At 62.7% G+C, this 21,428-nt stretch carries 21 protein-coding genes; 17 read left to right on the top strand and 4 right to left on the bottom strand.

What is annotated here, in order from left to right; translation table 11 throughout:
- Window positions 1-6: 6 nt before the first annotated feature.
- Window positions 7-4,212: a cobaltochelatase subunit CobN gene (gene cobN / locus ACQ7C1_RS16930; RefSeq protein WP_430959104.1), complete on the top strand. Its 4,206-nt coding sequence runs from the start codon at window positions 7-9 to the stop codon at window positions 4,210-4,212.
- Entirely contained in the window at window positions 4,209-4,841 is a 633-nt protein-coding gene (cobO, locus tag ACQ7C1_RS16925; protein ID WP_430959103.1) for a cob(I)yrinic acid a,c-diamide adenosyltransferase, read from the top strand. The genes cobN and cobO overlap by 4 nt, the downstream gene beginning before the upstream one ends.
- Before the next feature lie 117 nt (window positions 4,842-4,958).
- Here the strand turns inward: cobO and ACQ7C1_RS16920 are convergent, their stop codons facing one another.
- The 3 genes from ACQ7C1_RS16920 to ACQ7C1_RS16910 all read right to left on the bottom strand — a co-directional run bounded on the left by ACQ7C1_RS16920 (window position 4,959) and on the right by ACQ7C1_RS16910 (window position 7,006).
- On the bottom strand, window positions 4,959-5,753 hold the full coding sequence (locus ACQ7C1_RS16920; RefSeq protein ID WP_430959102.1) for a helix-turn-helix domain-containing protein: 795 nt from the start codon (window positions 5,751-5,753) through the stop codon (window positions 4,959-4,961).
- Window positions 5,753-6,118, bottom strand: coding sequence for a nuclear transport factor 2 family protein (locus ACQ7C1_RS16915; protein WP_430959101.1), 366 nt, complete (start codon window positions 6,116-6,118; stop codon window positions 5,753-5,755). The genes ACQ7C1_RS16920 and ACQ7C1_RS16915 overlap by 1 nt, the downstream gene beginning before the upstream one ends.
- A gap of 102 nt (window positions 6,119-6,220) precedes the next feature.
- Window positions 6,221-7,006 carry a TSUP family transporter gene (locus ACQ7C1_RS16910; RefSeq protein WP_430959100.1) on the bottom strand — a complete coding sequence of 262 codons (786 nt, stop codon included), beginning with the start codon at window positions 7,004-7,006 and terminating at the stop codon, window positions 6,221-6,223.
- 99 nt (window positions 7,007-7,105) lie between these two features.
- Here ACQ7C1_RS16910 and ACQ7C1_RS16905 point away from each other — a divergent pair, with 99 nt between their 5' ends.
- The 8 genes from ACQ7C1_RS16905 (at window position 7,106) to ACQ7C1_RS16870 (ending at window position 13,883) form a co-directional block, all read left to right on the top strand.
- Entirely contained in the window at window positions 7,106-7,525 is a 420-nt protein-coding gene (locus ACQ7C1_RS16905; RefSeq protein WP_430959099.1) for a cobalamin biosynthesis protein, read from the top strand.
- 70 nt (window positions 7,526-7,595) lie between these two features.
- The gene (locus tag ACQ7C1_RS16900; RefSeq protein ID WP_430959098.1) at window positions 7,596-8,546 is read left to right on the top strand and encodes a nucleoside hydrolase; all 951 of its coding nucleotides are present in this window, start codon (window positions 7,596-7,598) and stop codon (window positions 8,544-8,546) included.
- 321 nt (window positions 8,547-8,867) lie between these two features.
- Window positions 8,868-9,707 (top strand): uroporphyrinogen-III C-methyltransferase, encoded by an 840-nt coding sequence (gene cobA / locus ACQ7C1_RS16895; protein WP_221113930.1) that lies wholly within the window; start codon window positions 8,868-8,870, stop codon window positions 9,705-9,707.
- Entirely contained in the window at window positions 9,704-11,011 is a 1,308-nt protein-coding gene (locus ACQ7C1_RS16890) for a cobyrinate a,c-diamide synthase (RefSeq protein ID WP_430959097.1), read from the top strand. The genes cobA and ACQ7C1_RS16890 overlap by 4 nt, the downstream gene beginning before the upstream one ends.
- Entirely contained in the window at window positions 11,008-12,027 is a 1,020-nt protein-coding gene (gene cobD / locus ACQ7C1_RS16885; protein ID WP_430959096.1) for a threonine-phosphate decarboxylase CobD, read from the top strand. The genes ACQ7C1_RS16890 and cobD overlap by 4 nt, the downstream gene beginning before the upstream one ends.
- A complete protein-coding gene (gene cbiB, locus ACQ7C1_RS16880; RefSeq protein WP_221113927.1) occupies window positions 12,024-13,004 on the top strand; it encodes an adenosylcobinamide-phosphate synthase CbiB in 981 nt (326 codons plus the stop codon). Before cobD ends, cbiB begins: the two co-directional genes overlap by 4 nt.
- A 93-nt stretch (window positions 13,005-13,097) precedes the next feature.
- Window positions 13,098-13,301: an ECs_2282 family putative zinc-binding protein gene (locus ACQ7C1_RS16875; protein WP_221113926.1), complete on the top strand. Its 204-nt coding sequence runs from the start codon at window positions 13,098-13,100 to the stop codon at window positions 13,299-13,301.
- Between the two features lie 153 nt (window positions 13,302-13,454).
- Window positions 13,455-13,883 (top strand): L,D-transpeptidase, encoded by a 429-nt coding sequence (locus ACQ7C1_RS16870; protein WP_221113925.1) that lies wholly within the window; start codon window positions 13,455-13,457, stop codon window positions 13,881-13,883.
- A gap of 78 nt (window positions 13,884-13,961) precedes the next feature.
- Here ACQ7C1_RS16870 and ACQ7C1_RS16865 read toward each other — a convergent pair whose 3' ends face one another.
- Entirely contained in the window at window positions 13,962-14,681 is a 720-nt protein-coding gene (locus ACQ7C1_RS16865) for a Crp/Fnr family transcriptional regulator (protein ID WP_430959095.1), read from the bottom strand.
- 291 nt (window positions 14,682-14,972) lie between these two features.
- Here ACQ7C1_RS16865 and ACQ7C1_RS16860 point away from each other — a divergent pair, with 291 nt between their 5' ends.
- The 7 genes from ACQ7C1_RS16860 (at window position 14,973) to ACQ7C1_RS16830 (ending at window position 21,330) form a co-directional block, all read left to right on the top strand.
- A complete protein-coding gene (locus ACQ7C1_RS16860) occupies window positions 14,973-15,251 on the top strand; it encodes an acyl carrier protein (RefSeq protein ID WP_003540486.1) in 279 nt (92 codons plus the stop codon).
- A gap of 198 nt (window positions 15,252-15,449) precedes the next feature.
- Window positions 15,450-15,932 (top strand): 3-hydroxyacyl-ACP dehydratase FabZ family protein, encoded by a 483-nt coding sequence (locus tag ACQ7C1_RS16855; protein ID WP_221113923.1) that lies wholly within the window; start codon window positions 15,450-15,452, stop codon window positions 15,930-15,932.
- A complete protein-coding gene (locus ACQ7C1_RS16850) occupies window positions 15,929-17,134 on the top strand; it encodes a beta-ketoacyl-ACP synthase (RefSeq protein WP_221113922.1) in 1,206 nt (401 codons plus the stop codon). Before ACQ7C1_RS16855 ends, ACQ7C1_RS16850 begins: the two co-directional genes overlap by 4 nt.
- 10 nt (window positions 17,135-17,144) lie before the next feature.
- Window positions 17,145-18,431 (top strand): beta-ketoacyl-ACP synthase, encoded by a 1,287-nt coding sequence (locus ACQ7C1_RS16845; RefSeq protein WP_430959094.1) that lies wholly within the window; start codon window positions 17,145-17,147, stop codon window positions 18,429-18,431.
- A gap of 56 nt (window positions 18,432-18,487) precedes the next feature.
- Window positions 18,488-19,516 (top strand): zinc-binding dehydrogenase, encoded by a 1,029-nt coding sequence (locus tag ACQ7C1_RS16840; RefSeq protein ID WP_221113920.1) that lies wholly within the window; start codon window positions 18,488-18,490, stop codon window positions 19,514-19,516.
- A 6-nt stretch (window positions 19,517-19,522) separates the two neighbouring features.
- The gene (locus ACQ7C1_RS16835; protein ID WP_430959093.1) at window positions 19,523-20,458 is read left to right on the top strand and encodes a lipid A biosynthesis lauroyl acyltransferase; all 936 of its coding nucleotides are present in this window, start codon (window positions 19,523-19,525) and stop codon (window positions 20,456-20,458) included.
- A 179-nt stretch (window positions 20,459-20,637) separates the two neighbouring features.
- A complete protein-coding gene (locus ACQ7C1_RS16830; protein WP_198175447.1) occupies window positions 20,638-21,330 on the top strand; it encodes a PAS domain-containing protein in 693 nt (230 codons plus the stop codon).
- Window positions 21,331-21,428: the final 98 nt, after the last annotated feature.

The following is a 21,428-nucleotide window of genomic DNA, read 5'->3' as shown; positions in this document are numbered from 1 at the left end:
TAGTCGATGCATCTGCTTCTGGCCCAGCAAGGATCGATCAGCGACGGCGAAGAGGCGATCGACCTCGGGCAGACGCCTGGCGATATCTTGTTCCTCTCGGCCGCCGACACCGAGCTTGCAGCGATCGCCGCGGCGTATGCCGGCGGAGTGGCGGGCTATTCGCTGAGGCTTGCAAGCCTGATGAGCCTGAAGCATCCGATGTCGGTCGATACCTATGTCGAGCGGACGGCGCAGCATGCGAGGCTGATCATCGTGCGGGCGTTGGGCGGGGCGAGCTATTTCCACTATGCGCTGGAGGCGCTGCATGCGGTTGCTGCGCGGAATGGCGCGCTGATTGCAGTGCTGCCGGGGGATGCCAAGCCAGATGCCGGACTGACGCCGTTTTCCAATGTGGCGTTGGAGGATCTCAATGCGCTGTGGGGCTATCTGATCGAGGGCGGCGACGCCAATGCGCGGGGCTTTCTTGCCTATGCAGCGGCGATGCTTTCGGGGGAGGAGAAGCCGACGCCGGCCGCGCCGCTGATGAAGGCGGGGATCTGGTGGCCGGGGAGAGGGCTGGTTGGGATTGAGGGATGGAAGAGGCTTGTTTCAAGCGCGTCTTCCTTGGCTGTCGAAGTCGTGACACCCCCCTCTGTCCTGCCGGACATCTCCCCCACAAGGGGGGAGATCGGCAAGGGGCGAGATTATCGCCCTACATCGGTTGTTTGGGGAGAGACCTTCCACGATTCGATCTCCCCCCTTGTGGGGGAGATGTCCGGCAGGACAGAGGGGGGTACCGCGTACTCGACGGCAGACCAGAGCACCGCATATTCGACGGAGAAGGTGGAAATCGAACCCACCATTCGTCCTATCATCGCCATAGCCTTCTACCGCGCCCTCGTGCAGAGCGGCGAAACCCGCCCCGTCGAAACCCTGATCGAAGCCCTGCGGTCGCGGGGTCTTCGCCCGTTGCCAGTCTTCGCCTACAGCCTCAAGGACCCGATCTCCAAAGGCATCCTCGAATCCATCTTCGCCGACCTCAAACCCGACGTCGTCATCAACACGACGGGCTTCGCCGTCTCCGCCCCTGGGGCCGATCGCGAACCGACGGTGCTGGAGGCCAATGACGCCATCGTTCTGCAGGCGATCTTTTCGGCCTCGTCGCGGGAAGCCTGGACGGCCTCATCGCAAGGATTGTCCGCCCGCGATCTCGGCATGAACGTCGCGCTGCCGGAGGTGGACGGCCGCGTCCTGTCGCGCGCCGTCTCCTTCAAATCTGCCGCCCGCTACGATGCTGCGGTTGAGGCCAATATCGTTTCCAGCGAGCCGGATGTGGGGCGCATGGCCTATGTGGCTGCGCTTGCCGCCAACTGGGCGCGGCTGCGGCAGCGGCCGGTTTTGGAGCGGCGTGTTGCGCTCGTCATGGCGAATTATCCGAACCGCGATGGACGGCTCGGCAATGGCGTCGGTCTCGATACGCCTGCCGGCACCGTCGAGGTGATGCGGGCGATGGCGGAGGCCGGTTATCCCGTTGCCGATATTCCCGCCGATGGAGATGCGCTCATGCGGCATCTGATGGCCGGGCCGACCAATTCCGGCTTTGACGGCAAGGTGGTGCGCGAGCGGCTTTCCCTGAGTCGATACAAGCGCTTCTTCGCCTCTCTTCCCAATCAGATTCAGGAGGAAGTGACGGCGCGTTGGGGTGATCCCGAAGCGGATCCTTATCTGCGGGATGGCGCTTTCGCGCTGCCCTTTGCCCGGTTCGGCGGGTTGCTGGTGGGGATCCAGCCGGCGCGGGGCTACAATATCGATCCGAAGGAGAGTTATCACTCGCCGGATCTCGTGCCGCCGCACGGTTATTTCGCCTTCTATGCCTTTCTGCGCGAAGAGTTCGGCGCCGATGCTGTGGTTCACATGGGCAAGCACGGCAATCTGGAATGGCTGCCCGGCAAGGCGCTGGCGCTGTCCGACACTTGCTATCCCGAGGCTATCCTCGGACCCTTGCCGCATCTTTATCCCTTCATCGTCAATGATCCCGGCGAGGGCACGCAGGCCAAGCGCCGTAGCGCGGCGGTTATCATCGATCACCTGACGCCGCCGCTGACGCGGGCCGAAAGTTACGGGCCGCTCAAGGATCTGGAGGCGCTGGTCGACGAATATTACGAAGCCTCGGGCGGCGATCCCAGGCGTATCCGCTTGCTCAGTCGGCAGATCCTTGAGCTTGTTAGCGATATCGGGCTGGACCGCGACGCGGGCATTGCGAAGGGAGAGAGTGAAGGCGAGGCGCTGAAGAAGCTAGATGCCTATCTCTGTGATCTCAAGGAGATGCAGATCCGGGATGGGTTGCATGTGTTTGGGGTGTCGCCGGAAGGGCGGTTGCTGACGGATCTCACCGTGGCCTTGGCGCGGGTGCCGCGTGGGCTCGGTGAGGGCGGGGATGGGAGTCTGCAGCGGGCGATTGCTGGGGATGCTGGGTTGGGCGTTGAGCCCGTGACACCCCCCTCTGTCCTGCCGGACTACCGGGGTCGAGCCGCGTGTCGCCACCCGTCCTTCGGACCCCCCACAAGGGGGGAGATCGACGGGGGGCCAGACCGCCGCCCTACATCAGTTGTTTGGGGAAGCGCTATCGCCGATCCAATCTCCCCCCTTTTGGGGGAGATGCCCGGCAGGGCAGAGGGGGGTAATCCCACCTTCGACCCTCTCGATTGCGACATGGCCGCCCCCTGGGCCGGCCCATGCCCGGCAATCCTTGCAGATATCCTCGACGCCCCCTGGCGCAGCAATGGCGACACGATCGAGCGCATCGAGCTGCTCGCCGCCAAGCTCGTTTCGGGCGATATGGACTGCCCAACCCTCTGGTCCCAAACCAGAGCCGTACTCGACGAAATCGAGGCACGCCTGAAGCCCTCAATTCTCGCCTGCGGCCCGGCCGAAATCACCAGTTTGCTGCGCGGCCTCGACGGCCGTTTCGTGCCGCCCGGCCCATCCGGCGCACCGACGCGCGGGCGGCCGGATGTGCTGCCGACGGGACGGAATTTCTATTCCGTCGACAGCCGCGCGGTGCCGACGCCGGCGGCCTATGAGCTGGGAAAAAAATCCGCGGAATTGCTGATCCGCCGTTACGTGCAGGATCACGGTGAATGGCCCGTCTCCTTCGGGCTGACGGCCTGGGGCACCTCGAACATGCGCACCGGCGGCGACGATATCGCTCAAGCTTTGGCGCTGATCGGCGTCAAGCCGGTCTGGGACATGGCCTCTCGGCGTGTCACCGGCTACGAGATTATCCCGCCGGCCATGCTGCGGCGGCCGCGGGTGGATGTGACGTTGCGCATTTCCGGCTTCTTCCGTGACGCTTTCCCGGAGCAGATCGCGCTGTTCGACAAGGCGATCCGCGCCGTCGGTGCGCTGGAGGAGGATGCGGCTGACAATCCGATCGCCGGGCGCATGCGCGGTGAGGCGGCGCGGCTTGCCGCAGCCGGGCTCGATGCGAAGGCGGCGGCGAAGCGTGCGGGTTATCGCATCTTCGGCTCCAAGCCGGGGGCCTATGGTGCCGGCCTGCAGGCGCTGATCGATGAGAAGGGCTGGGAGCGGCGGGCCGATCTGGCCGAAGCCTATCTTGTCTGGGGCAGCTATGCCTATGGCGCGGGTGAGGAAGGGCAGGCCGAGCGCGGGCTCTTCGAGGAGCGGCTGCGTTCCATCCAGGCCGTCGTACAGAACCAGGACAATCGCGAGCACGACCTGCTCGACAGCGACGATTATTACCAGTTCGAAGGCGGTATGGCGGCGGCGGCCGAAGCGCTCGGCGGTGTGCGGCCGGCGATCTATCACAATGATCATTCCAGGCCGGAGAAGCCTGTTATTCGCTCTCTGGAGGAAGAAATCGGGCGGGTAGTGCGTGGGCGCGTCGTCAATCCGAAATGGATCGTTGGCGTCATGCGTCATGGCTACAAGGGCGCTGCCGAGATCGCAGCGACGGTCGATTACCTCTTTGCTTTCGCGGCGACCACCGGCGCTGTCGGCAATCATCATTTCGAGGCTGTCTATCAGGCCTTTATCGCCGACGTGAGAGTGCGCGACTTCATGGCCGAGAAGAATCCGGCAGCACTTTCCGAAATGAAAGAGCGGCTGATGGAGGCGATCGAGCGGGGGCTTTGGACGCCGCGCAGCAATTCGGCGCAGTTCAATCTCACAGACATCAACGAAGCCAGGAAAAGAGCAGGCAGCCAGCCATGACCGAAGAGCCAGTCGTACCAGTCGAAAAAGACGATGCCCGTCACGCCGAGAAGATGGCGAAGAAGAAGGCCGCCCGTGACAAGATCATGGCGACCAAGACGGATGAGAGGGGCTTGATCATCGTTCATACCGGCAAGGGCAAGGGCAAGTCGTCGGCCGCTTTCGGCATGATCTTCCGGCATATTGCGCATGGGAAGCCGTCGGCCGTCGTGCAGTTCATCAAGGGTGCGATGTGGACGGGCGAGCGAGATCTGATCGAGAAGCATTTTTCCGATCTCTGCCAGTTCCATACGATGGGCGAGGGCTTTACCTGGGAGACGCAGGACCGGGCGCGGGATGTCGCGGCGGCAAGGGCTGCCTGGGAAAAGGCCAAGGAGCTGATCCGCGACGAGCGCAATTCCATGGTGCTGCTCGACGAGATCAATATCGCGCTGCGTTACGACTATCTCGATATTAACGAGGTTGTCGAATTCCTGAAGAACGAGAAGCCCTACATGACGCATGTCGTGCTGACGGGACGCAACGCCAAGGATGAACTGATCGAAATTGCCGATCTCGTCACCGAGATGGAGCTGATCAAGCATCCCTTCCGCTCCGGCATCAAGGGGCAGCCGGGTGTGGAGTTCTAAAGCAATTCCAGCAAAAGTGTGCGCGGTTTTGCGTTCGGAATTGCGTGAAAAGGAGGGCAATTCCAGCAGGAGTGTGCGCGGTTTTGCGTCCGGAATTGCGTGTAAGCAAAGAGATCGTCAGTTGAGGGCGAGGCTGCGCAGGATGGCGGCCGTTTCCTGATCGGCCGGAAAGAAGGATTCGACGGCCAGTTCCGACAGGGTGATATCGACAGGCGTGCCGAAGACGGTCGTTGTCGAGATGAAAGAGAGCAGGCCGGCTTTCGTCGATAGTTTTAGCGGAACGACGATGCCGGCATGGTCGGCATGGGCCTCGCCGGTGGATTCGGGCGCGGGGTAGGAGAGCAGATCCTTCAGCAGCGTTTCCAGCACCGGGTCGCCCGAGACCGATATCTGCTGCTGCAGCCGGTCGAGAAGATGGGCGCGCCATTCCGGGAGGTTAGCGATCTGAGGTGCAAGGCCCCGCGGATGCAGGCTGAGGCGCAGCACGTTGATGGGCGGTTCCAGCAGCGATTCATCGGCAACGGCTTCGAGCAGCGGCGTGATGGCGGCGTTGGCGGCAATGAGCGCCCAGTGACGGTCGATGGCGATGGCCGGGCAGGGTTCGTGGCCCTTCAGCACCATGTCGATGGCGCGCCGCGCCGGCTCAAGGGCGGGATCGTCCAGCTTGCGTTCGGCAAAGACCGGGGCGAAACCCGCAGCCAGCAGCAGCGGGTTCCGGTCGCGGAGCGGAACGTCCAGACGCTCGGCCAGATGCAGCAGCATCTCGCGGCTCGGCGTCGAGCGCCCGCTCTCGATGAAGCTCAGGTGCCGTTGGGAGATATCGGCTTCGAGCGCGAGATCCAGCTGGCTCATGCGGCGGCGCTGGCGCCATTCGCGCAGGTGATCTCCGAGAGAGCGGGCGGTCGGGGTCATCAGGCGGCTTCCGGCAATTGGTCGATGAAGCCATGGACGGATTTTAACCTGCCGTCTTCGAGTTCGGCGAAATCCGTGCCCTTGATCAGCGCTTCGCCATTTTCAGGGCCGAGGCCCCAGGAGAAGCGTAAGTTATCGCCGTAGCCGTCGGCCGTGCCGATCAGTGCGAAGCGAAAACCGGGGAAGCGGTTCTGGACAGCCTCGACCAGCGCGTTGATCTGCTCATGGCCTTGCCCGCGCATCAGCGGATCGACATAGATTGCTGCTTCAGCCCAGCTCTCGGCGATGAGCGCGCGGCGGCGCTCATCATCCGTCTCGTTCCAGATGGCGAGGTAGCGCTCGGCGGTGGTCGTTGCGTCGTTCATTGGGTCATCTCCTTTTGATCGCCGGTCAATTCCAGGCAGGGCGATCATGGGCGAAGGCGGTGCACCCTATCAATTACGCCAGAGGTAATGAAAGGCGTTTGGCTAGAGTCCGATCCAGACACGTAGCGGATTTGCCGGGTCGGCGAGCAGCTTCACCGCGAGAGCGATGCAGACGATGACGAGCAGCGGCTTGATGAGCTTTGCGCCGATGCGCATGGCAAGCCGTGAGCCCACTTGTGCGCCGAGGAATTGGCAGACGCCCATCAGCAGGCCGATCTTCCAGAGGATCGCGCCGAAGCTTGCGAAGACGATCAGCGCACCGAAATTCGAGCCGAAGTTCAAAAGTTTGGTGTGGGCCGTCGCCTTCAGCACGCCGAAGCCGGCGAGGGTGACGAAGGCGAGCATGAAGAAAGAGCCGGTGCCGGGGCCGAAGACGCCGTCGTAGAAGCCGATGGCCGGCACCAGCGTCAGGCCGAAGGCGAAGGGCGTGATGAGGCGGTGTTTGTCAAGATCGTTGAGGTTCGGCTTGACGGCAAAGAAGATCGCGATTGCCAGCAGCAGCACAGGCATGATCGCTTGAAGCACCTGGCCTGGTACGATCGTCGCAAGAGCGGCGCCGAGTGCCCCGCCCATGAGGGCCATCAGAGCCATCGGCAACTGTTCGGAAAGCTCCACATGGCCCTTGCGGGCATAGGCGAGCGTCGCGGAAGCTGCGCCGAAGATCGATTGCACCTTGTTGGTTCCGAGCGTCTGCAGCGGCGGGATGCCGGCGATCAACATGGCGGGAACGGTGATGAGACCGCCGCCGCCGGCAATTGCATCGACGAAACCGGCAAAGAAGGCAGCAGCGCAGAGCAGCAGAAGCAGATGGAGGGCAATGTCAGGCAAGATGCTATTCCAGAAGGGCTTTCAGCCGGTCTTGTTGCATTTCCCTCTCCAAGCTGCAATGGCTGCAAGGACACAGCAACGGCACATTCGGCTGCTTCCATGAGCGACATATCTTTCAATCCGGCACGGCGCCATGTGCTCGGTCTTGGCTGCGAGCGCGGGACGCCGGCTGCGGAGGTGTTGGCGCTCGCCGTCGCGGCGCTTGGGGCGGTCGGGATCAGCGCGGATGAGCTCGCCGCCATTGCTTCCATCGACAGCCGCCGGAAGGAGGCGGCAATCCTGGCAGTCGCCAGGCATTTTGCCGTGCCGGCTCTATTCTTCGACGCTCCGCGACTGGAGCGGGAAACGCCGCGGCTCAGAAATCCATCGGCCGTCGTCTTTGCTCGCGTCGGCTGCCATGGCGTTGCGGAATCGGCGGCGCTTGCTGCGATCGGCGACGATGCCGAACTGGTGCTTGGCAAAATCAAGTCGGCGCAGGCGACGGCGGCAGTCGCCCGAGGCGGGTTGCAGAAAGCCTGACGGTCGCTATGGTGGCGGCAATTCGCGGCGCCAACCGGCAGGCTCGCGATTCACATTTAGAGGATAAATTATGCACAAGGTCATTTATGACACTGACCCGGGCGTTGACGACGCCATGGCGCTTCTCTTCCTGCATCGCCATCCCGAAATCGATCTGATCGGCGTCACCACGGTCTTTGGCAATGCATCGGTGGAGACGACGACGCGCAATGCGCTCTTCCTCAAGCGTGAGTGGAATATTCCCGCGCCGGTCGCCAAAGGCGCCAGCGTCACCATCGATGCCTCGCGCGCCGAGCGGGAATGGCCTTCCATGGTGCATGGCGACAACGGCCTCGGCGATATCGAGGTGCCCGCAGCGATCGACCTGCCGCTCGATCCGCGCCCGGCGCACCGCTTCATCATCGACACTGTGCGTGCCAATCCTGGCGAGGTGCGTCTGGTCGCGGTCGGACGGATGACCAATCTGGCGATGGCGCTGAAGGAGGATCCCGAGATTGCGACTCTGGTCAAGGACGTCGTCATCATGGGTGGCAACTTCTATGTTCCCGGCAATGTCTCGCCGGTCGCCGAGGCCAATATTCACGGCGATCCCGAGGCCGCCGACATTGTCATGACAGCGCCGTGGAAGGTCGCAGTCATCGGCCTCGACGTCACCTCGATCACCACCATGAGCCGCAGTTATCTCGGCAGGATGGCGGCCGAGGGAGATGGCGCCGTGAAACTGCTCGATGCACTCTCGCAATCCTACATCGACTTCTACCAGCATGCGGTCGAGGACGGCATGATGGTGCATGACAGCTGCGCCGCAGTCTACGTCGTGGCCCCGGAACTGTTCTCGTCGATATCGGGGGCGGTGCGCGTCGTCTGCGGCGGCATTGCCGACGGTCAGACGATCGTCAAGCCGGATGGCCGCCGCTTCCCGCCCGGCGATTGGGATGATCGGCCGAGCCAAATCGTCACCACAGGGATCGAGTCGGAAAAGGTCCTAAAGCTGATCCGCGATACGCTGCTTCGCGGCTGAGTGTCTTGAAGGACTGATTGCAGCAGGCGCCAACTTTCGACTTGCTTTTTTTGGCATCACACCCTCGGCCTTGTGTCGAGGGTCTGCCGCGGCTGCCACAAATACTCGGGACAAGGCCGACCATGACGAAGAGGAGTTGGACGACTTTGTCAGCCGTCGGTGCAGCGGGCGGGTATACTATAATATATTCATGCTGTTGCGTCGTTTTGTTGCGATACTGAGTCCGCTGTTTGCAAGGTGAGTCATCGTCATCTCAGCAACTTGCAGTGAGGTGGCGCGGGCGGCGTTGACCTTGGCCCTCGCTGGGCCTAGATCAACAAAATGTCGAATAGCGCATTCTCCCATTTGCCGGCATTGGAGCCGGGCAGCGTCTGGCTCGTCGGGGCCGGTCCGGGTGATCCGGGTCTGCTGACGCTCTTGGCCGCCAAGGGGCTCGCCGAGGCCGATGTGATCGTCCATGATGCGTTGGTCAATGAGGACTGTCTGAGGCTCGCGCACGCCGGCGCCGAACTCGAATATGCCGGCAAACGCGGCGGCAAACCCTCGGCCAAGCAGCGGGATATTTCGTTGCGCCTGGTGGAACTGGCGCACACCGGCAAGCGGGTGCTGCGGCTGAAGGGTGGCGATCCCTTCGTCTTCGGGCGCGGCGGGGAGGAGGCGCTGACGCTGGTCGAGCACAATATCCCTTTCCGCATCGTGCCGGGGATCACCGCCGGTATCGGCGGGCTTGCCTATGCCGGCATTCCGGTGACCCATCGCGAGATCAATCATGCGGTGACGTTTCTCACCGGCCATGATTCCTCCGGCATCGTGCCCGACAGAATCAACTGGGAAGCGATCGGCAAGGGTTCGCCGGTGATCGTCATGTATATGGCGATGAAGCATATCGCCCAGATTAGCGCCAGCCTCATTGCTTCGGGCCGCTCGCCGTCCGAGCCCGTAGCTTTCGTCTGCAATGCGGCGACCGGTGCGCAGCAGGTGCTGGAGACGACGCTGGGGCAGGCGACCCAGGCTGTTACCGCCTCCGGGCTCGAGCCGCCGGCGGTGGTCGTCGTTGGCGAGGTGGTGCGGCTCCGAGCCTCGCTCGATTGGGTCGGCGCTCTCGCCGGACGACGGCTGCAGCCCGATCCGTTCCGCCAGTCCGGCCAGGTGCTGGCATGAGCGGCCTGCTGATTGCAGCTCCTTCCTCCGGTGCCGGCAAGACGACGGTGACGCTCGGCCTGCTCAGAGCCTTGCGTCGGCGCGGCATCGCGGTCGCGCCGGGCAAGGCCGGCCCGGATTATATCGATCCCGCCTTCCATGCGGCGGCAAGCGGCACGCCCTGCCTGAACTTTGATCCCTGGGCGATGCGGCCGGAGCTGATCTCGGCCAATGCCACGCTGCACCGCTCCGGCGACCGCATTCTCGTCGTCGAGGCGATGATGGGGCTGTTCGACGGAGCGGCCGACGGCAAAGGGACGGCAGCGGATCTGGCCGCCCAGCTCGGCCTTTCCGTGGTGTTGGTCGTCGACGCCTCACGCATGTCGCAATCGGTCGCGCCGCTGGTGGCGGGCTTCGCCGGTTTCCGCGCGGATGTCCGCGTGGCCGGGGTCATCCTCAACAAGGTCGGCAGCGACCGGCACGAGGCGATGCTGCGTCAGGCGCTCGAGGCGATCCGGATGCCCGTGATCGCCGTAATCGGCAGCGACAAGGCGCTTGCCTTGCCGGATCGCCATCTCGGCCTTGTTCAGGCCGGTGAACATGCGAGCCTCGAAGGGTTCATCGAGCATGCGGCGGATGCCGTCTCCGAGGAATGCAATTTCGAGTTTCTGCTGCGCATCGCGAGGCAGGGGCTCAACCGGCCGTCGGCTGCCAATATCGATCGCCTGCCGCCACTCGGCAGTCGCATTGCAGTGGCCCGCGATATCGCCTTTGCCTTTTCCTATGAGCATATGCTGCTTGGCTGGCGGCGGCGGGGGGCTGCGATTTCCTTCTTCTCGCCGCTCGCCGACGAGGCGCCCGCTGCCGATGCGGATGCGATCTATCTGCCCGGCGGCTATCCCGAGCTGCATGCCGGAAAGCTCTCACGGGCGCCGACTTTCCGCGCCGGCCTTCTCGATGCGGCGGCACGCGGCATCCGGATCTTTGGCGAGTGCGGCGGCTATATGGTGCTCGGCGAAGGGCTGATCGACGCAGACGGCAAACGTCACGAGATGCTCGGTCTGCTGCCCGTCGTCACCAGCTATGCTGCGCGCAAACGCCATCTCGGTTATCGCCACGTCACGCCGCTCGACGATGCGATCTTTCAGCGGGCAATGACGGCGCATGAATTCCACTATTCCACCCTCGTCTCGGAAGGCGAGGGCGAGCGGCTGTTTCAGGTCCGGGATGCGCTCGGAACCGATTTCGGCCCGGCGGGGCTCCGGCGCGGGCAGGTGGCGGGCTCCTACATGCATCTGATCGATCTCACCGGGATTGCCGCATGAGCGCTCCGGTCGTCCATGGTGGCGGCGTGACCGCCGCTGCTGCCGCCTTTGGCGGCAGGCCGGAGGAATGGCTCGACCTTTCCACCGGCATCAACCCATGCCCGGCGGCTTTGCCCGAAATCCCGGCGCGGGCTTGGCACCGTCTGCCGGACAGCTATCTAGTCGATGAGGCAAGGCGGGCTGCGCGCGATTATTACGGGAGCGGCGAGATCCTGCCGCTGCCGGTGCCCGGCACGCAGTCGGTGATCCAACTTCTGCCGCGGCTGCTGACAAAGGGTGAGGGCGCCATGGTGGACGACAGGGTCGCGGTCGTGGCGCCGACCTATGGCGAGTATGCGCGCACTTTTATTTCGGCCGGTTTTGCCGTCGATACCCTCGATGGTGTCGCTGCGATCGGCGCCGAGCATCGGCTTGCCGTCGTCGTCAATCCGAATAATCCCGATGGGCTGACATGGCCTGTGGAAACGCTGATCGCCCTGCATGACAGGATGAAGGCGGTCGGGGGACTCCTCGTCGTCGACGAAGCTTTCGGCGATGACATTCCGGCGCTGAGTCTCGCCGGCCATGCTCAGAGGCTCTCAAATCTGGTGATCTTCCGCTCCTTCGGCAAGTTTTTCGGGCTCGCTGGCCTTCGGCTCGGTTTTGCGATTGCAGGTGACGATATTCTCAAGCGTTTCGAGGAGTGGCTCGGACCCTGGGCAGTGTCCGGGCCGGCGCTTTCGATAGCAGGCTCGGTACTGCGTTCGGACGTTTCCCCCATCCGCCGGCTCATCGATGAACGCTGCGCCGGGCTTCATGCGGTGCTGAGCGGGGTCGGGCTGCAGATCACCGGGGGAACAGGGCTGTTCGCCCTTGTCGACGATGCCAGGGCGAGCGACATTTACACGCATCTCTGTCGGCATCATATTCTCGTCCGCAAGTTCGACTATGCGCCCGGATGGCTGCGTTTCGGGCTGCCGCCCGATCGGGCGGCGGACCGGCGGCTTGGTGAAGCCCTTCAGAGATTTGAGCGATGACGATCGACCTAAACCTTCTCGTGCTGCTTCTGGCGCTGCTGCTCGACCGGATCGTCGGCGATCCGCAATGGCTCTGGTCGCGCGTGCCGCATCCTGTCGCGATGTTCGGAGCGGTGATCTCCTATGCCGACCAGCAGCTCAATCCTTCAAGCCTCACGGGGCATCAACGGCGGATGAACGGCATTGCCGCCATCCTGGCGCTGATGTTGCTCGCTCTCGCGGCAGGCTTCGTGTTCGACCGGTTTTTCGCGCTGTTCGGCCTCGCCGGCATCTTGCTGGAGACCGGACTGGTGGCGGTCTTTCTGGCGCAGAAGAGCCTTGCCGACCACGTCGCCGCCGTTGCCGTCGCCCTGCGTGAGGAGGGGCTTGCCGGTGGGCGGACCGCCGTCGCCCGCATTGTCGGGCGCGATCCCGAGACGCTGGATGAGCCGGCCGTCTGCCGTGCTGCGATCGAAAGCCTTGCCGAGAACTTTTCCGATGGCGTCGTCGCGCCGGCGATTTGGTATGCTATCTTCGGCCTGCCAGGGCTTTTCGCCTACAAGATGCTGAACACGGCAGATTCGATGATCGGCCATAGATCGGAAAAATATATCGATTTCGGCTGGGCGGCCGCCCGGCTCGACGATCTCGCCAACTGGCCGGCCGCGCGCCTTTCGATCCTGCTGATTGCTGCAGGCGCCTGGATCCGGCGCGGGACCAGCGCCTGCCGCGACGCGATCCGGGTGGCGATGCGCGACGGCGGCCTGCACCGTTCGCCGAATTCCGGCCGGCCGGAAGCGGCAATGGCGGGTGCTCTGAATGTACAACTCGCCGGACCGCGCATCTATGGCGGCGTGCTCGTTACCGAACCGATGATCAACAATCCCGGCCGCGATGTCGCCACATCCGGCGACATCGAAGACGGTGTCTCCGTCTTTCAGGCGAGCTGCATGGTGCTTGCCGGCCTGACGTTCGGATTGTTTTTGTGCTTCCTGTGAGGAGCTTACCGTAGCAGCTCATGCCCCGGTGGACAGTCCCGCTGCAAAGGTTTATGCGAAACGCCTCAAATCCATCAGACCGGAAGCAGAGCGATGACAGTTCAGGTTGAACTACCGTGCCCGAAGTGCAAAAGCACCAAGATGAAATTCGAGCGTCCCGAGATTCGCGAGACGGACATCATAACTTGCGCTGCCTGCGGCCATAATCTCGGCACCATGGCCTCCATCCGCCAAAAGATGAACAAGGCCTATCAGCAGCTCAAGCAGAGGTCGGCGGCGCCACCCAAGCTTCAGTGAGGCGAAGCGGCCGCCCGCCCGTGCGCGTAGACCCGTCATTGCTCTGTTAGAATTGTGATTACCATTCGGGTTAAAGCTATATAATCAAGTATCGTCATAGTCTCTCTGTCGTGAGGGCGCAGTCAAACTGCGTGGGTGCGAAGAGGGGTTATCATGAAGACGATTTTTGCCGCCGCGGCGGCAAGCTTGTTGCTGCAGCTTTCTCCAGTTGCGGCTGAGGCGGCAACGCTGGTTGCAAATATCAGCATCGGCAAGCAGACAATGACCGTCACCGAGAACGGCTTCGTCAAATATCGCTGGAAGGTTTCGACCGCGCGCAATGGTTATGTCACGCCCACCGGCTCCTGGAGCGCCAAATGGTTGTCGCGCGATCACCGTTCGCGCAAGTACGACAACGCGCCGATGCCGTATGCCGTATTTTTCAACGGCGGTTACGCCGTTCACGCCACCTTCGATCTGAAGCGCCTCGGCACACCGGCCTCGCATGGCTGCGTTCGCCTGCATCCCGACAATGCGGCCGAGTTCTTCTCACTGGCGCGGCAGGCAGGTCTTGCCAATACCCGCGTCGTCATCACGCGCTGATCCCGGATCAGCGCTTGAACCTGAATTCGGCGTCTGATCTCGGATCAGTACCTGATCCGAATTCAATGTCTGATCGCGTTACGCGCTGATCCTTTCCAGCTCATCCAGATCGGGAACGACGATATGTCTGGAGTTCTCGATCAGGATAACACCCCGCTTGCGCAGCCTTGTCATTTGCCGGCTGACGGTTTCGATCGTCAGTCCGAGAAAATCGGCGATCTCGGCGCGCGACAGCGGCAGGTCGAAGGCCGTGCTGATGGCGGTTTGCGGCTCGGCATGGGTTGCGATGAGGTGGAGCAGGCTTGCAACCTTTTCCTCAGCCGTGCGGCGGCCAAGCGTCAGCATCCAGTCGCGCGCGGCGTCCAGCTCGTTAAGCGCCTGATCGTGCAGCCTGCGCTGCAGCTCCGGCGTCTCCCCGATCATGCGGTCGAGCAGGTTGCGCGGGAAGACACAAATTTCGGCGTCGGTTGCCGCCTCCGCCGATAGTGTGCTTTCGCGGACGAAGGGTCTGCCGACGAAATCGGGAGCGAACTGCAGGCCGACGATCTGCTGGCGTCCGTCCGGCATCATCTTGCAGAGCTTCACCACGCCGCGCATGATGTTCGAATAAAACGAACTTTCCGATCCTTGCGCAATGATCTCCGAGCCGGCCTCGATCTTGCGGCGCAGGGAGTGGCGGTTGAACTCCTTCAACTGAGCGTTTGACAGGGCGCCGCAGACGACGCCGTGTCGCGCCTGACAGGAACGACATGCGACGGGCGTGCCTGTCTCGAAAATCTCGCTGCTGGCAACGTCCATCGTCGTGATCCTTCAAAAAGCCGGACAATACTGGAGCGCGATCGCAATTCCCTTCCAGCGCAGCTTGATGATTATCAAATGCCGGCGCGCATAATTTGATTCAGATCAAAGACCGGTGCGGATGTTGAACAGCCGCATCCTTGTTTTCGACGCCAGCACTCGCCGGCGTTCCATTGCTGTTTAGGCAACACCTTATTGTCAAATTGCCGCGACGCTCGGACGAAAGCATTGGCTTTTGAAAAGGATTTGCCTATGAGGGGGTTTAAATCGTCATTTCATGAGGTACAGCGCGTGACCGCTACATTCGATAAAGTTGCCGACATTATTGCAGAAACCAGCGAGATCGATCGCGCCACGATCACGCCGGAGAGCCATACGATCGACGACCTCGGTATCGACAGCCTCGACTTCCTCGACATCGTCTTTGCGATCGACAAGGAATTCGGCATCAAGATTCCGCTCGAAAAGTGGACGCAGGAGGTCAACGAAGGCAAGGTTTCCACTGAAGAATATTTCGTGCTGAAAAACCTCTGCGCCAAGATTGACGAGCTCAAAGCGGCCAAGGCCTGAGCGACACACCAGTCTTTTTCGAACGCCCTGCCGCCCTGTCTATGGCGGCCGGGCGGTTTCGTTCCTAATTAGTGCACGCCGCCCAAAAGTGTGCAGCGGTTTTGGGACAACGGCAGGCACAAGAACAAAGACCTGAAGTGCGACGCGCTTCAGGCGTCACCGGCGGGCGGATTCGGCCTGTCGGGCCGGAGGATCCGAATGCTGCTGGAATATTTCCAGATGATTGACCACGTCGAAGCGGTGGACCTGAAGAAGGCTACGCTGACGGCGCGATCCGTCGTGCCGGCCAAGAGCCCCGTCTTCGAGGGCCATTTTCCCGGTATGCCGCTCGTTCCCGGCGTGCTCCTGATCGAAACCATGGCGCAGGCTTCCGGCATGCTGGTGCTTGCCGCCTCCGACTTTGCCGCCATGCCCTTCCTGATGTCCGTCGACGGCGCCAAGATGCGCACTTTCGTCGAGCCGGAAGCCGTGCTCGATATCGAGGCGGTGTTGGAGCATGACGGGTCAGGTTTTGCGGTCACCAAAGCCAAGATCACCAGCGGCGGCAAGAAGGTCTGCGATGCGCAGCTGAAACTGCGCACCATGCCCTTTAGCGAAGTTCCGCTCGGCGATATCGTGAAAAAACGCGCCGGCGAGGTCGGGCTTCTGGAAGCGATCGCAGCGCAGGGAGTGATTGGATGAGCAAGGCTGCAAACGACGTCGTCATTTCAGGCGTCGGTATCGTCACCTGTCAGGGCGTCGGCAAGGACGCGCATATCGCGCTGCTTTCTGCCGAAAACGCGCCGAAGGCGATCGTCGAGACCGAGAAGTTCAAACCCTATCCGGTGCATCCGCTGCCCGAGATCGACTGGTCGCAGCAGATCGCCAAGCGCGGCGACCAGCGCCAGATGGAAAACTGGCAGCGCATCGGCGTCTTCGCCGCGGGGTTGGCGCTCGACGATGCCGGCTTCAAGGACAATATCGAGGCCTGCGGCACGATGGACATGATCGTGGCGGCCGGCGGCGGCGAGCGTGACATCAATGTCGATACGTTGATCGTCGACGAAGGCCTGAAGCGCAACGACCGCGAACTGCTACTCAACGAAAAGCTGACTACCGAGCTCCGGCCGACGCTGTTTCTGGCGCAGCTTTCCAACCTGCTGGCCGGCAACATCTCCATCGTTCACAAGGTCACCGGCTCCTCGCGCACCTTCATGGGCGAGGAAGCCTCAGGCGTCTCCGCCGTCGAGACGGCCTTCTGGCGCATCCGTTCCGGCGAATCCACCCATGCGCTCGTCGGCGGCGCCTTTGCCGCCGAACGTCCCGACATGATCCTGCTCACCGAGGCGATCGGCGCGCATACGCGCGACGAATGGGCGCCGCTCTGGTCGCGCTCCGGCCTCCAAGGCGGCGGCATGATCACCGGTTCGGCCGGCGCATTCCTGGTGCTGGAATCGCGCAAGCATGCGGAAGAGCGCGGCGCGCATATCTATGCGTCGATCACCGCCGTCGAAGGCGACCGCGGCAACCGCGCCGCCGGCAATTTCGAAGTGCGCATGGAGCGGCTGCTGAAGCCAGCCGCCGAGCTGCCGCCCGAGGCGACGGCGATCTTCTCCGGCTCGACCGGCATGCACGAGATCGCCGCCCGTGAGAAGGCGGTGCTGGAGCATCAGCTTCCTGGCGCCGCGATCCGCGGTTTTGGCGGCGTTTCCGGTCATACGATCGAAGCGCAGTTCCCGCTGGGGCTGGCGCTCGCTGCCCTTGCCATCGATGCCAAGGCCAAAGTTCCGCCCTTCGACGCCGCTCATGAAGCGCCGATGAAGGCGGGCACGAAGGCCGCCGTCGTAACGACAGTCGGACACCAGCGCGGCGAAGGCGTCGCCGTTCTTTCCGCAGAGGCGTGAGGAGAGAGATATGACAGATTCCGCTTACAAGGATCATCTCGGCCGGCCGATCGTCGCAGTGACCGGCATGGGTATCATCACGTCGCTCGGCCAGGGCCTGAAGGACAACTGGGCGGCCCTTTCCTCCGGCACCTCGGGTATCCACGCGATCAACCGCTTTCCGACCGAAGGCCTGTCGACACGCATCGCCGGCACCGTCGATTTCATCGAAATTCCGGTGCCGAACGCCGTCGAGCGTTCCTATGCCTTTGCCCGCGAGACCACCATCGAAGCATTGGCTGACGCCGGTCTTTCAGGCGATTTCAACGGTCCGCTGTTTCTTGCCGCGCCGCCGATCGAGCCGGAATGGAGCGCCCGCTTCGAACTTGCAGACCGTTCGCCGGCCGCCGACCATCCAGGCGACGCCTATGAGCGCTTCCTGACGGCGCTGCGCCAGCGGCCCGACCCTGCCTTCCACGAGGCGGCGCTGTTCGGTGCGATTTCCGAGCGTCTGGCCGACCGGTTCGGCACGCGCGGCCTTCCCGTGACGCTGTCGACGGCCTGTGCCTCCGGTGTCACCGCGATCCAGCTCGGCATCGAGGCGATTCGTCAGGGGCGCACCGATCGCGCATTGACGGTTGCGACCGATGGGTCGCTCAGCGCCGAGGCGCTGATCCGCTTCTCGCTTCTGTCGGCTCTTTCGACGCAGAACGATCCGCCGACCAAGGCCTCCAAGCCGTTCAGCAAGGACCGCGACGGCTTCGTCATCGCCGAGGGTGCGGCGACGCTGGTGCTGGAATCGCTGGAAGCGGCAGTCGCCCGCGGTGCCAAGGTGCTCGGCATCATGAAGGGCGCCGGCGACAAGGCCGATAGCTTCCACCGTACCCGGTCGTCGCCGGACGGCGGACCGGCTATCTCGACGATCCGCGCGGCCCTTGCCGACGCCGGCATCGACGAGAGCGGCATTGGCTACATCAATGCGCACGGCACCTCGACGCCTGAGAACGACAAGATGGAATATGGCGCGATGTCGGCTGTCTTCGGCGAACGACTCGTCGGCATTCCCGTCTCGTCGAACAAATCGATGATCGGCCATACGCTGACGGCGGCGGGTGCGGTCGAAGCGGTGTTCTCGCTGCAGACGATGCTGACCGGCACGTTGCCGCCGACGATCAACTACACCAATCCCGATCCGTCGATCGTGCTTGATGTCGTGCCGAATAAGAAGCGGGAAGCCCAGGTTTCGGCCGTGCTTTCCAACTCCTTCGGCTTCGGCGGGCAGAATGCCAGCCTTGTCATGGCGCTCGAACCGGCTTAAGCGGTTCCCGACAAATTCAAGACGAGACGAACGCCTTCGAGGCGAGGGATTTTGCCATGCGCGCTTTGCAACTGATCGATGACCGCAAGCTTGAGATCACCGACCTGCCGGAACCGGGCGCACCCGCTGCAGGCGAGGTGACGCTGCGCGTCAAGGCGGTGGCCCTCAACCATATCGACGTCTGGGGCTGGCGCGGCATGGCTTTCGCCAAGCGCAAGATGCCGCTCGTCATCGGCGCGGAAGCCTCAGGCGTCGTGGAAGCGATCGGGCCGGGTGTCGCCAATGTGCTGCCGGGTCAACTGGTTTCGATCTATGGCGCGCGCACCTGCGGCCTCTGCCGACCCTGCCGCGAAGGCCGAGACAATCTCTGCGAACATGTTTCCGGCGTGCATGGTTTCCATCTCGACGGTTTCGCGCAGGAAAAGGTGAACCTGCCGGCGCGCCTGCTCGTTCCCGCACCTCCCGGTGTCGATGCGATCGGCGCAGCATTGGCACCCGTCACCTTCGGCACGGTCGAGCATATGCTGTTCGACAATGCAAAGCTCGAGCCCGGCGAAACGATCCTCGTTCATGCCGGCGGCTCCGGCATTGGCACTGCGGCGATCCAGCTTGCCAAGAAGATCGGCTGCACCGTGATTACCACGGTCGGTTCCGATGACAAGATCGAGAGGGCCAAGGCTCTCGGCGCCGATCACGTCATCAACTACCGCACCGACCGCTTCGAAGGCGTGGTGCGCAAGCTGACCAAGAAGAAGGGCGTCGACGTCGTCTTCGAACATGTCGGCAAGGACACCTGGGCAGGCTCGATGCTCTGCATGAAGCGCGGCGGGCGCCTCGTCACCTGCGGCTCGACCTCGGGCGTCTCGACAGAGATGAACCTGATGATGCTGTTCCAGCAGCAATTGAAGCTGCTTGGCTCCTTCGGCTGCCGCATGGAGAACATGGCCGATGCGATGCAGAAGATGGGCCGCGGGCTCGTCCATCCCGTCATCGATACGGAAGTCGGATTCGACGATATCGACCGGGCGCTGGAGCGGATGGAAAGCCGCCAGATCTTCGGCAAGATCATTCTGAAGATGGACTGACCTCACGTGAAGCTGTTCATTACCCGGGTCGTTCTGGCGCTCAGAAATTTCCAGCAATGGCTGGTGGCGCAGGTGATGTTCGGCTTCCTGAACGTGCTGAAGCTGTTTCCGGCCGATGGCGCGATTCGCTTCGCCGACCGGGTGATGCGCCGCCTCGGCCGGCGGACGCGCCGCCATAGACTGATGCTTGTCAATCTGCGCAACGCTTTCCCTGAGAAGAGCGAGGCCGAGATCGAAGAGATCGCGCTCGGCAGCTGGGGAAATATGGGCCGGCTTGCGGCCGAATACGTCTTCCTCGACGAATTGTTCGACTACGACCCCGAACGGCCGGAGCCGGGCAGGGTGGAGGTGTCGGGCATCCCCATTTTCCTCGACCTGCGCGACAATCCGCGTCCCTTCATCGTCTTCACGGGGCATACCGCCAATTTCGAGCTGCTGCCGGTGGCAGGGGCTGCCTTCGGGCTCACCGTCACCGTACTATTCCGCCCGCCGAACAATCCCTATGTCGCCAAGAAGGTGTTCGACTTCCGCAGTGCGCGCATGGGCAAGCTGGTGCCCTCGCATGCCGGCTCCTCCTTCGCGCTCGCACGCCAGTTGGAGGCGGGCCAGGGGGTGGGGGTGCTCGTCGACCAGAAATTCGGCAAGGGGCTGAAAGGCACCTTCTTCGGGCGAGAGGTGAAGACCAATCCGCTGTTGCCGAAGCTGGTGCGCCAGTTCGATTGCGAGGTCTATCCGGCGCGCTGCATCCGCCTTCCGGGGAATCGCTACCGGCTGGAAATCGAACCGCGGCTGGAGATGCCGCGCGACGCCAAAGGCAATCTCGACCTGCCTGCCGCCGCCCAGCTACTCAATGACAAGGTGGAAAGTTGGGTGCGGGAATATCCGGAACAGTGGCTTTGGTATCACGACCGCTGGCAGATCAAGAAGACGCTCGCGCCTTGAAAATCAAACCCTGATTTATCAGCGGTGAAAAGCGGCAGGTGCTCTCGGATTGAAAACGAGTAAACTTCATGTTAGCCGTCACTACCAAGGCGAGAATAATATCCACCTCAGGGCGCATTTGTGAAATGCAGCCACACAATTTGGACACGCCACTTGGGACGATGGGAGTGGGAGGCGTCTTGCTGGAGCTTTTTCGAGCCTTTTCCTTGCGCTGCGCGCAAATAGAGGAAGCCATACGCCAAGGCGACGATCAGCGCGTCATGTTGCTCGACCGTCATGTCGAGCCGTTGGTCGAGGCCATCCTGGCCTGCCGGGCGGCCAATCTGCTCGAAGTCTACATGCAATTGCAGTTCGTCAGCCATCTTGTCGCCCGGGACGCGGACGACAGCGCCAGTGTCAGAGAACATGCGGCGGTGCTTTCCTATCTGCTCGACTGTTATTTCGGCACGCATGCGCCGGACTGGCGGGTGCCTTCGCCGCAGGATGTGCGCATCGAGCCGCCGGCAGCCTATGTGCCCGACACCGACAATGGCCACTTCCTCAACGCCGCGATCCTCGAAAGCCTGCCGGATCGGGTGGCGGTGCTGACCAGGGACTACCGCTACCTCTATTCCAACGCGGCCAACAGCGCCCATCTGGACAGGAAGCCGATGGAACTGATCGGGCGTCACCTTTCCGAATTCATCGGCGAGGAGCGATTCGCCGAATGCGCCAAGCATAAGCTGGACGTCTGTTTTGCCGGCGGGGAGGTCGACTACACTTATGAGCGCCGGACCGGCGGCGGCGTATCCCGCCAGGTGCGCTGTCGCATGTCGCCGCTGCGCGATGCGGGCGGCATTGTCATCGGCGCTCTGATCGTGATGGATCGGTAGTCTAGAGCAATTCCGTTTTTCTTCGAATCACGGAATTGTTCTATCTCTTTGTTTTCACGCAATTCCGGACGCAAAACCGCTGTACACTTTTGCTGGAA

Source organism: Rhizobium sp. Nf11,1 (assembly GCF_050587665.1).
GTDB lineage: Bacteria > Pseudomonadota > Alphaproteobacteria > Rhizobiales > Rhizobiaceae > Rhizobium.
This window is presented reverse-complemented; position numbering and strand designations above follow the sequence as displayed.

Bases quoted from the DNA above. Each gene is read 5' to 3' on its own strand.
- ACQ7C1_RS16865 (WP_430959095.1), bottom strand. From the start codon at position 14,681: ATGGACGTTGCCAGCAGCGAGATTTTCGAGACAGGCACGCCCGTCGCA.
- ACQ7C1_RS16900 (WP_430959098.1), top strand. From the start codon at position 7,596: ATGCACAAGGTCATTTATGACACTGACCCGGGCGTTGACGACGCCATG.
- ACQ7C1_RS16890 (WP_430959097.1), top strand. From the start codon at position 9,704: ATGAGCGGCCTGCTGATTGCAGCTCCTTCCTCCGGTGCCGGCAAGACG.
- cobN (WP_430959104.1), top strand. From the start codon at position 7: ATGCATCTGCTTCTGGCCCAGCAAGGATCGATCAGCGACGGCGAAGAG.
- ACQ7C1_RS16855 (WP_221113923.1), top strand. From the start codon at position 15,450: ATGCTGCTGGAATATTTCCAGATGATTGACCACGTCGAAGCGGTGGAC.
- ACQ7C1_RS16870 (WP_221113925.1), top strand. From the start codon at position 13,455: ATGAAGACGATTTTTGCCGCCGCGGCGGCAAGCTTGTTGCTGCAGCTT.
- cobD (WP_430959096.1), top strand. From the start codon at position 11,008: ATGAGCGCTCCGGTCGTCCATGGTGGCGGCGTGACCGCCGCTGCTGCC.
- cbiB (WP_221113927.1), top strand. From the start codon at position 12,024: ATGACGATCGACCTAAACCTTCTCGTGCTGCTTCTGGCGCTGCTGCTC.
- ACQ7C1_RS16920 (WP_430959102.1), bottom strand. From the start codon at position 5,753: ATGACCCCGACCGCCCGCTCTCTCGGAGATCACCTGCGCGAATGGCGC.
- ACQ7C1_RS16845 (WP_430959094.1), top strand. From the start codon at position 17,145: ATGACAGATTCCGCTTACAAGGATCATCTCGGCCGGCCGATCGTCGCA.
- cobO (WP_430959103.1), top strand. From the start codon at position 4,209: ATGACCGAAGAGCCAGTCGTACCAGTCGAAAAAGACGATGCCCGTCAC.
- ACQ7C1_RS16840 (WP_221113920.1), top strand. From the start codon at position 18,488: ATGCGCGCTTTGCAACTGATCGATGACCGCAAGCTTGAGATCACCGAC.
- ACQ7C1_RS16875 (WP_221113926.1), top strand. From the start codon at position 13,098: ATGACAGTTCAGGTTGAACTACCGTGCCCGAAGTGCAAAAGCACCAAG.
- ACQ7C1_RS16915 (WP_430959101.1), bottom strand. From the start codon at position 6,118: ATGAACGACGCAACGACCACCGCCGAGCGCTACCTCGCCATCTGGAAC.
- cobA (WP_221113930.1), top strand. From the start codon at position 8,868: ATGTCGAATAGCGCATTCTCCCATTTGCCGGCATTGGAGCCGGGCAGC.
- ACQ7C1_RS16850 (WP_221113922.1), top strand. From the start codon at position 15,929: ATGAGCAAGGCTGCAAACGACGTCGTCATTTCAGGCGTCGGTATCGTC.
- ACQ7C1_RS16905 (WP_430959099.1), top strand. From the start codon at position 7,106: ATGAGCGACATATCTTTCAATCCGGCACGGCGCCATGTGCTCGGTCTT.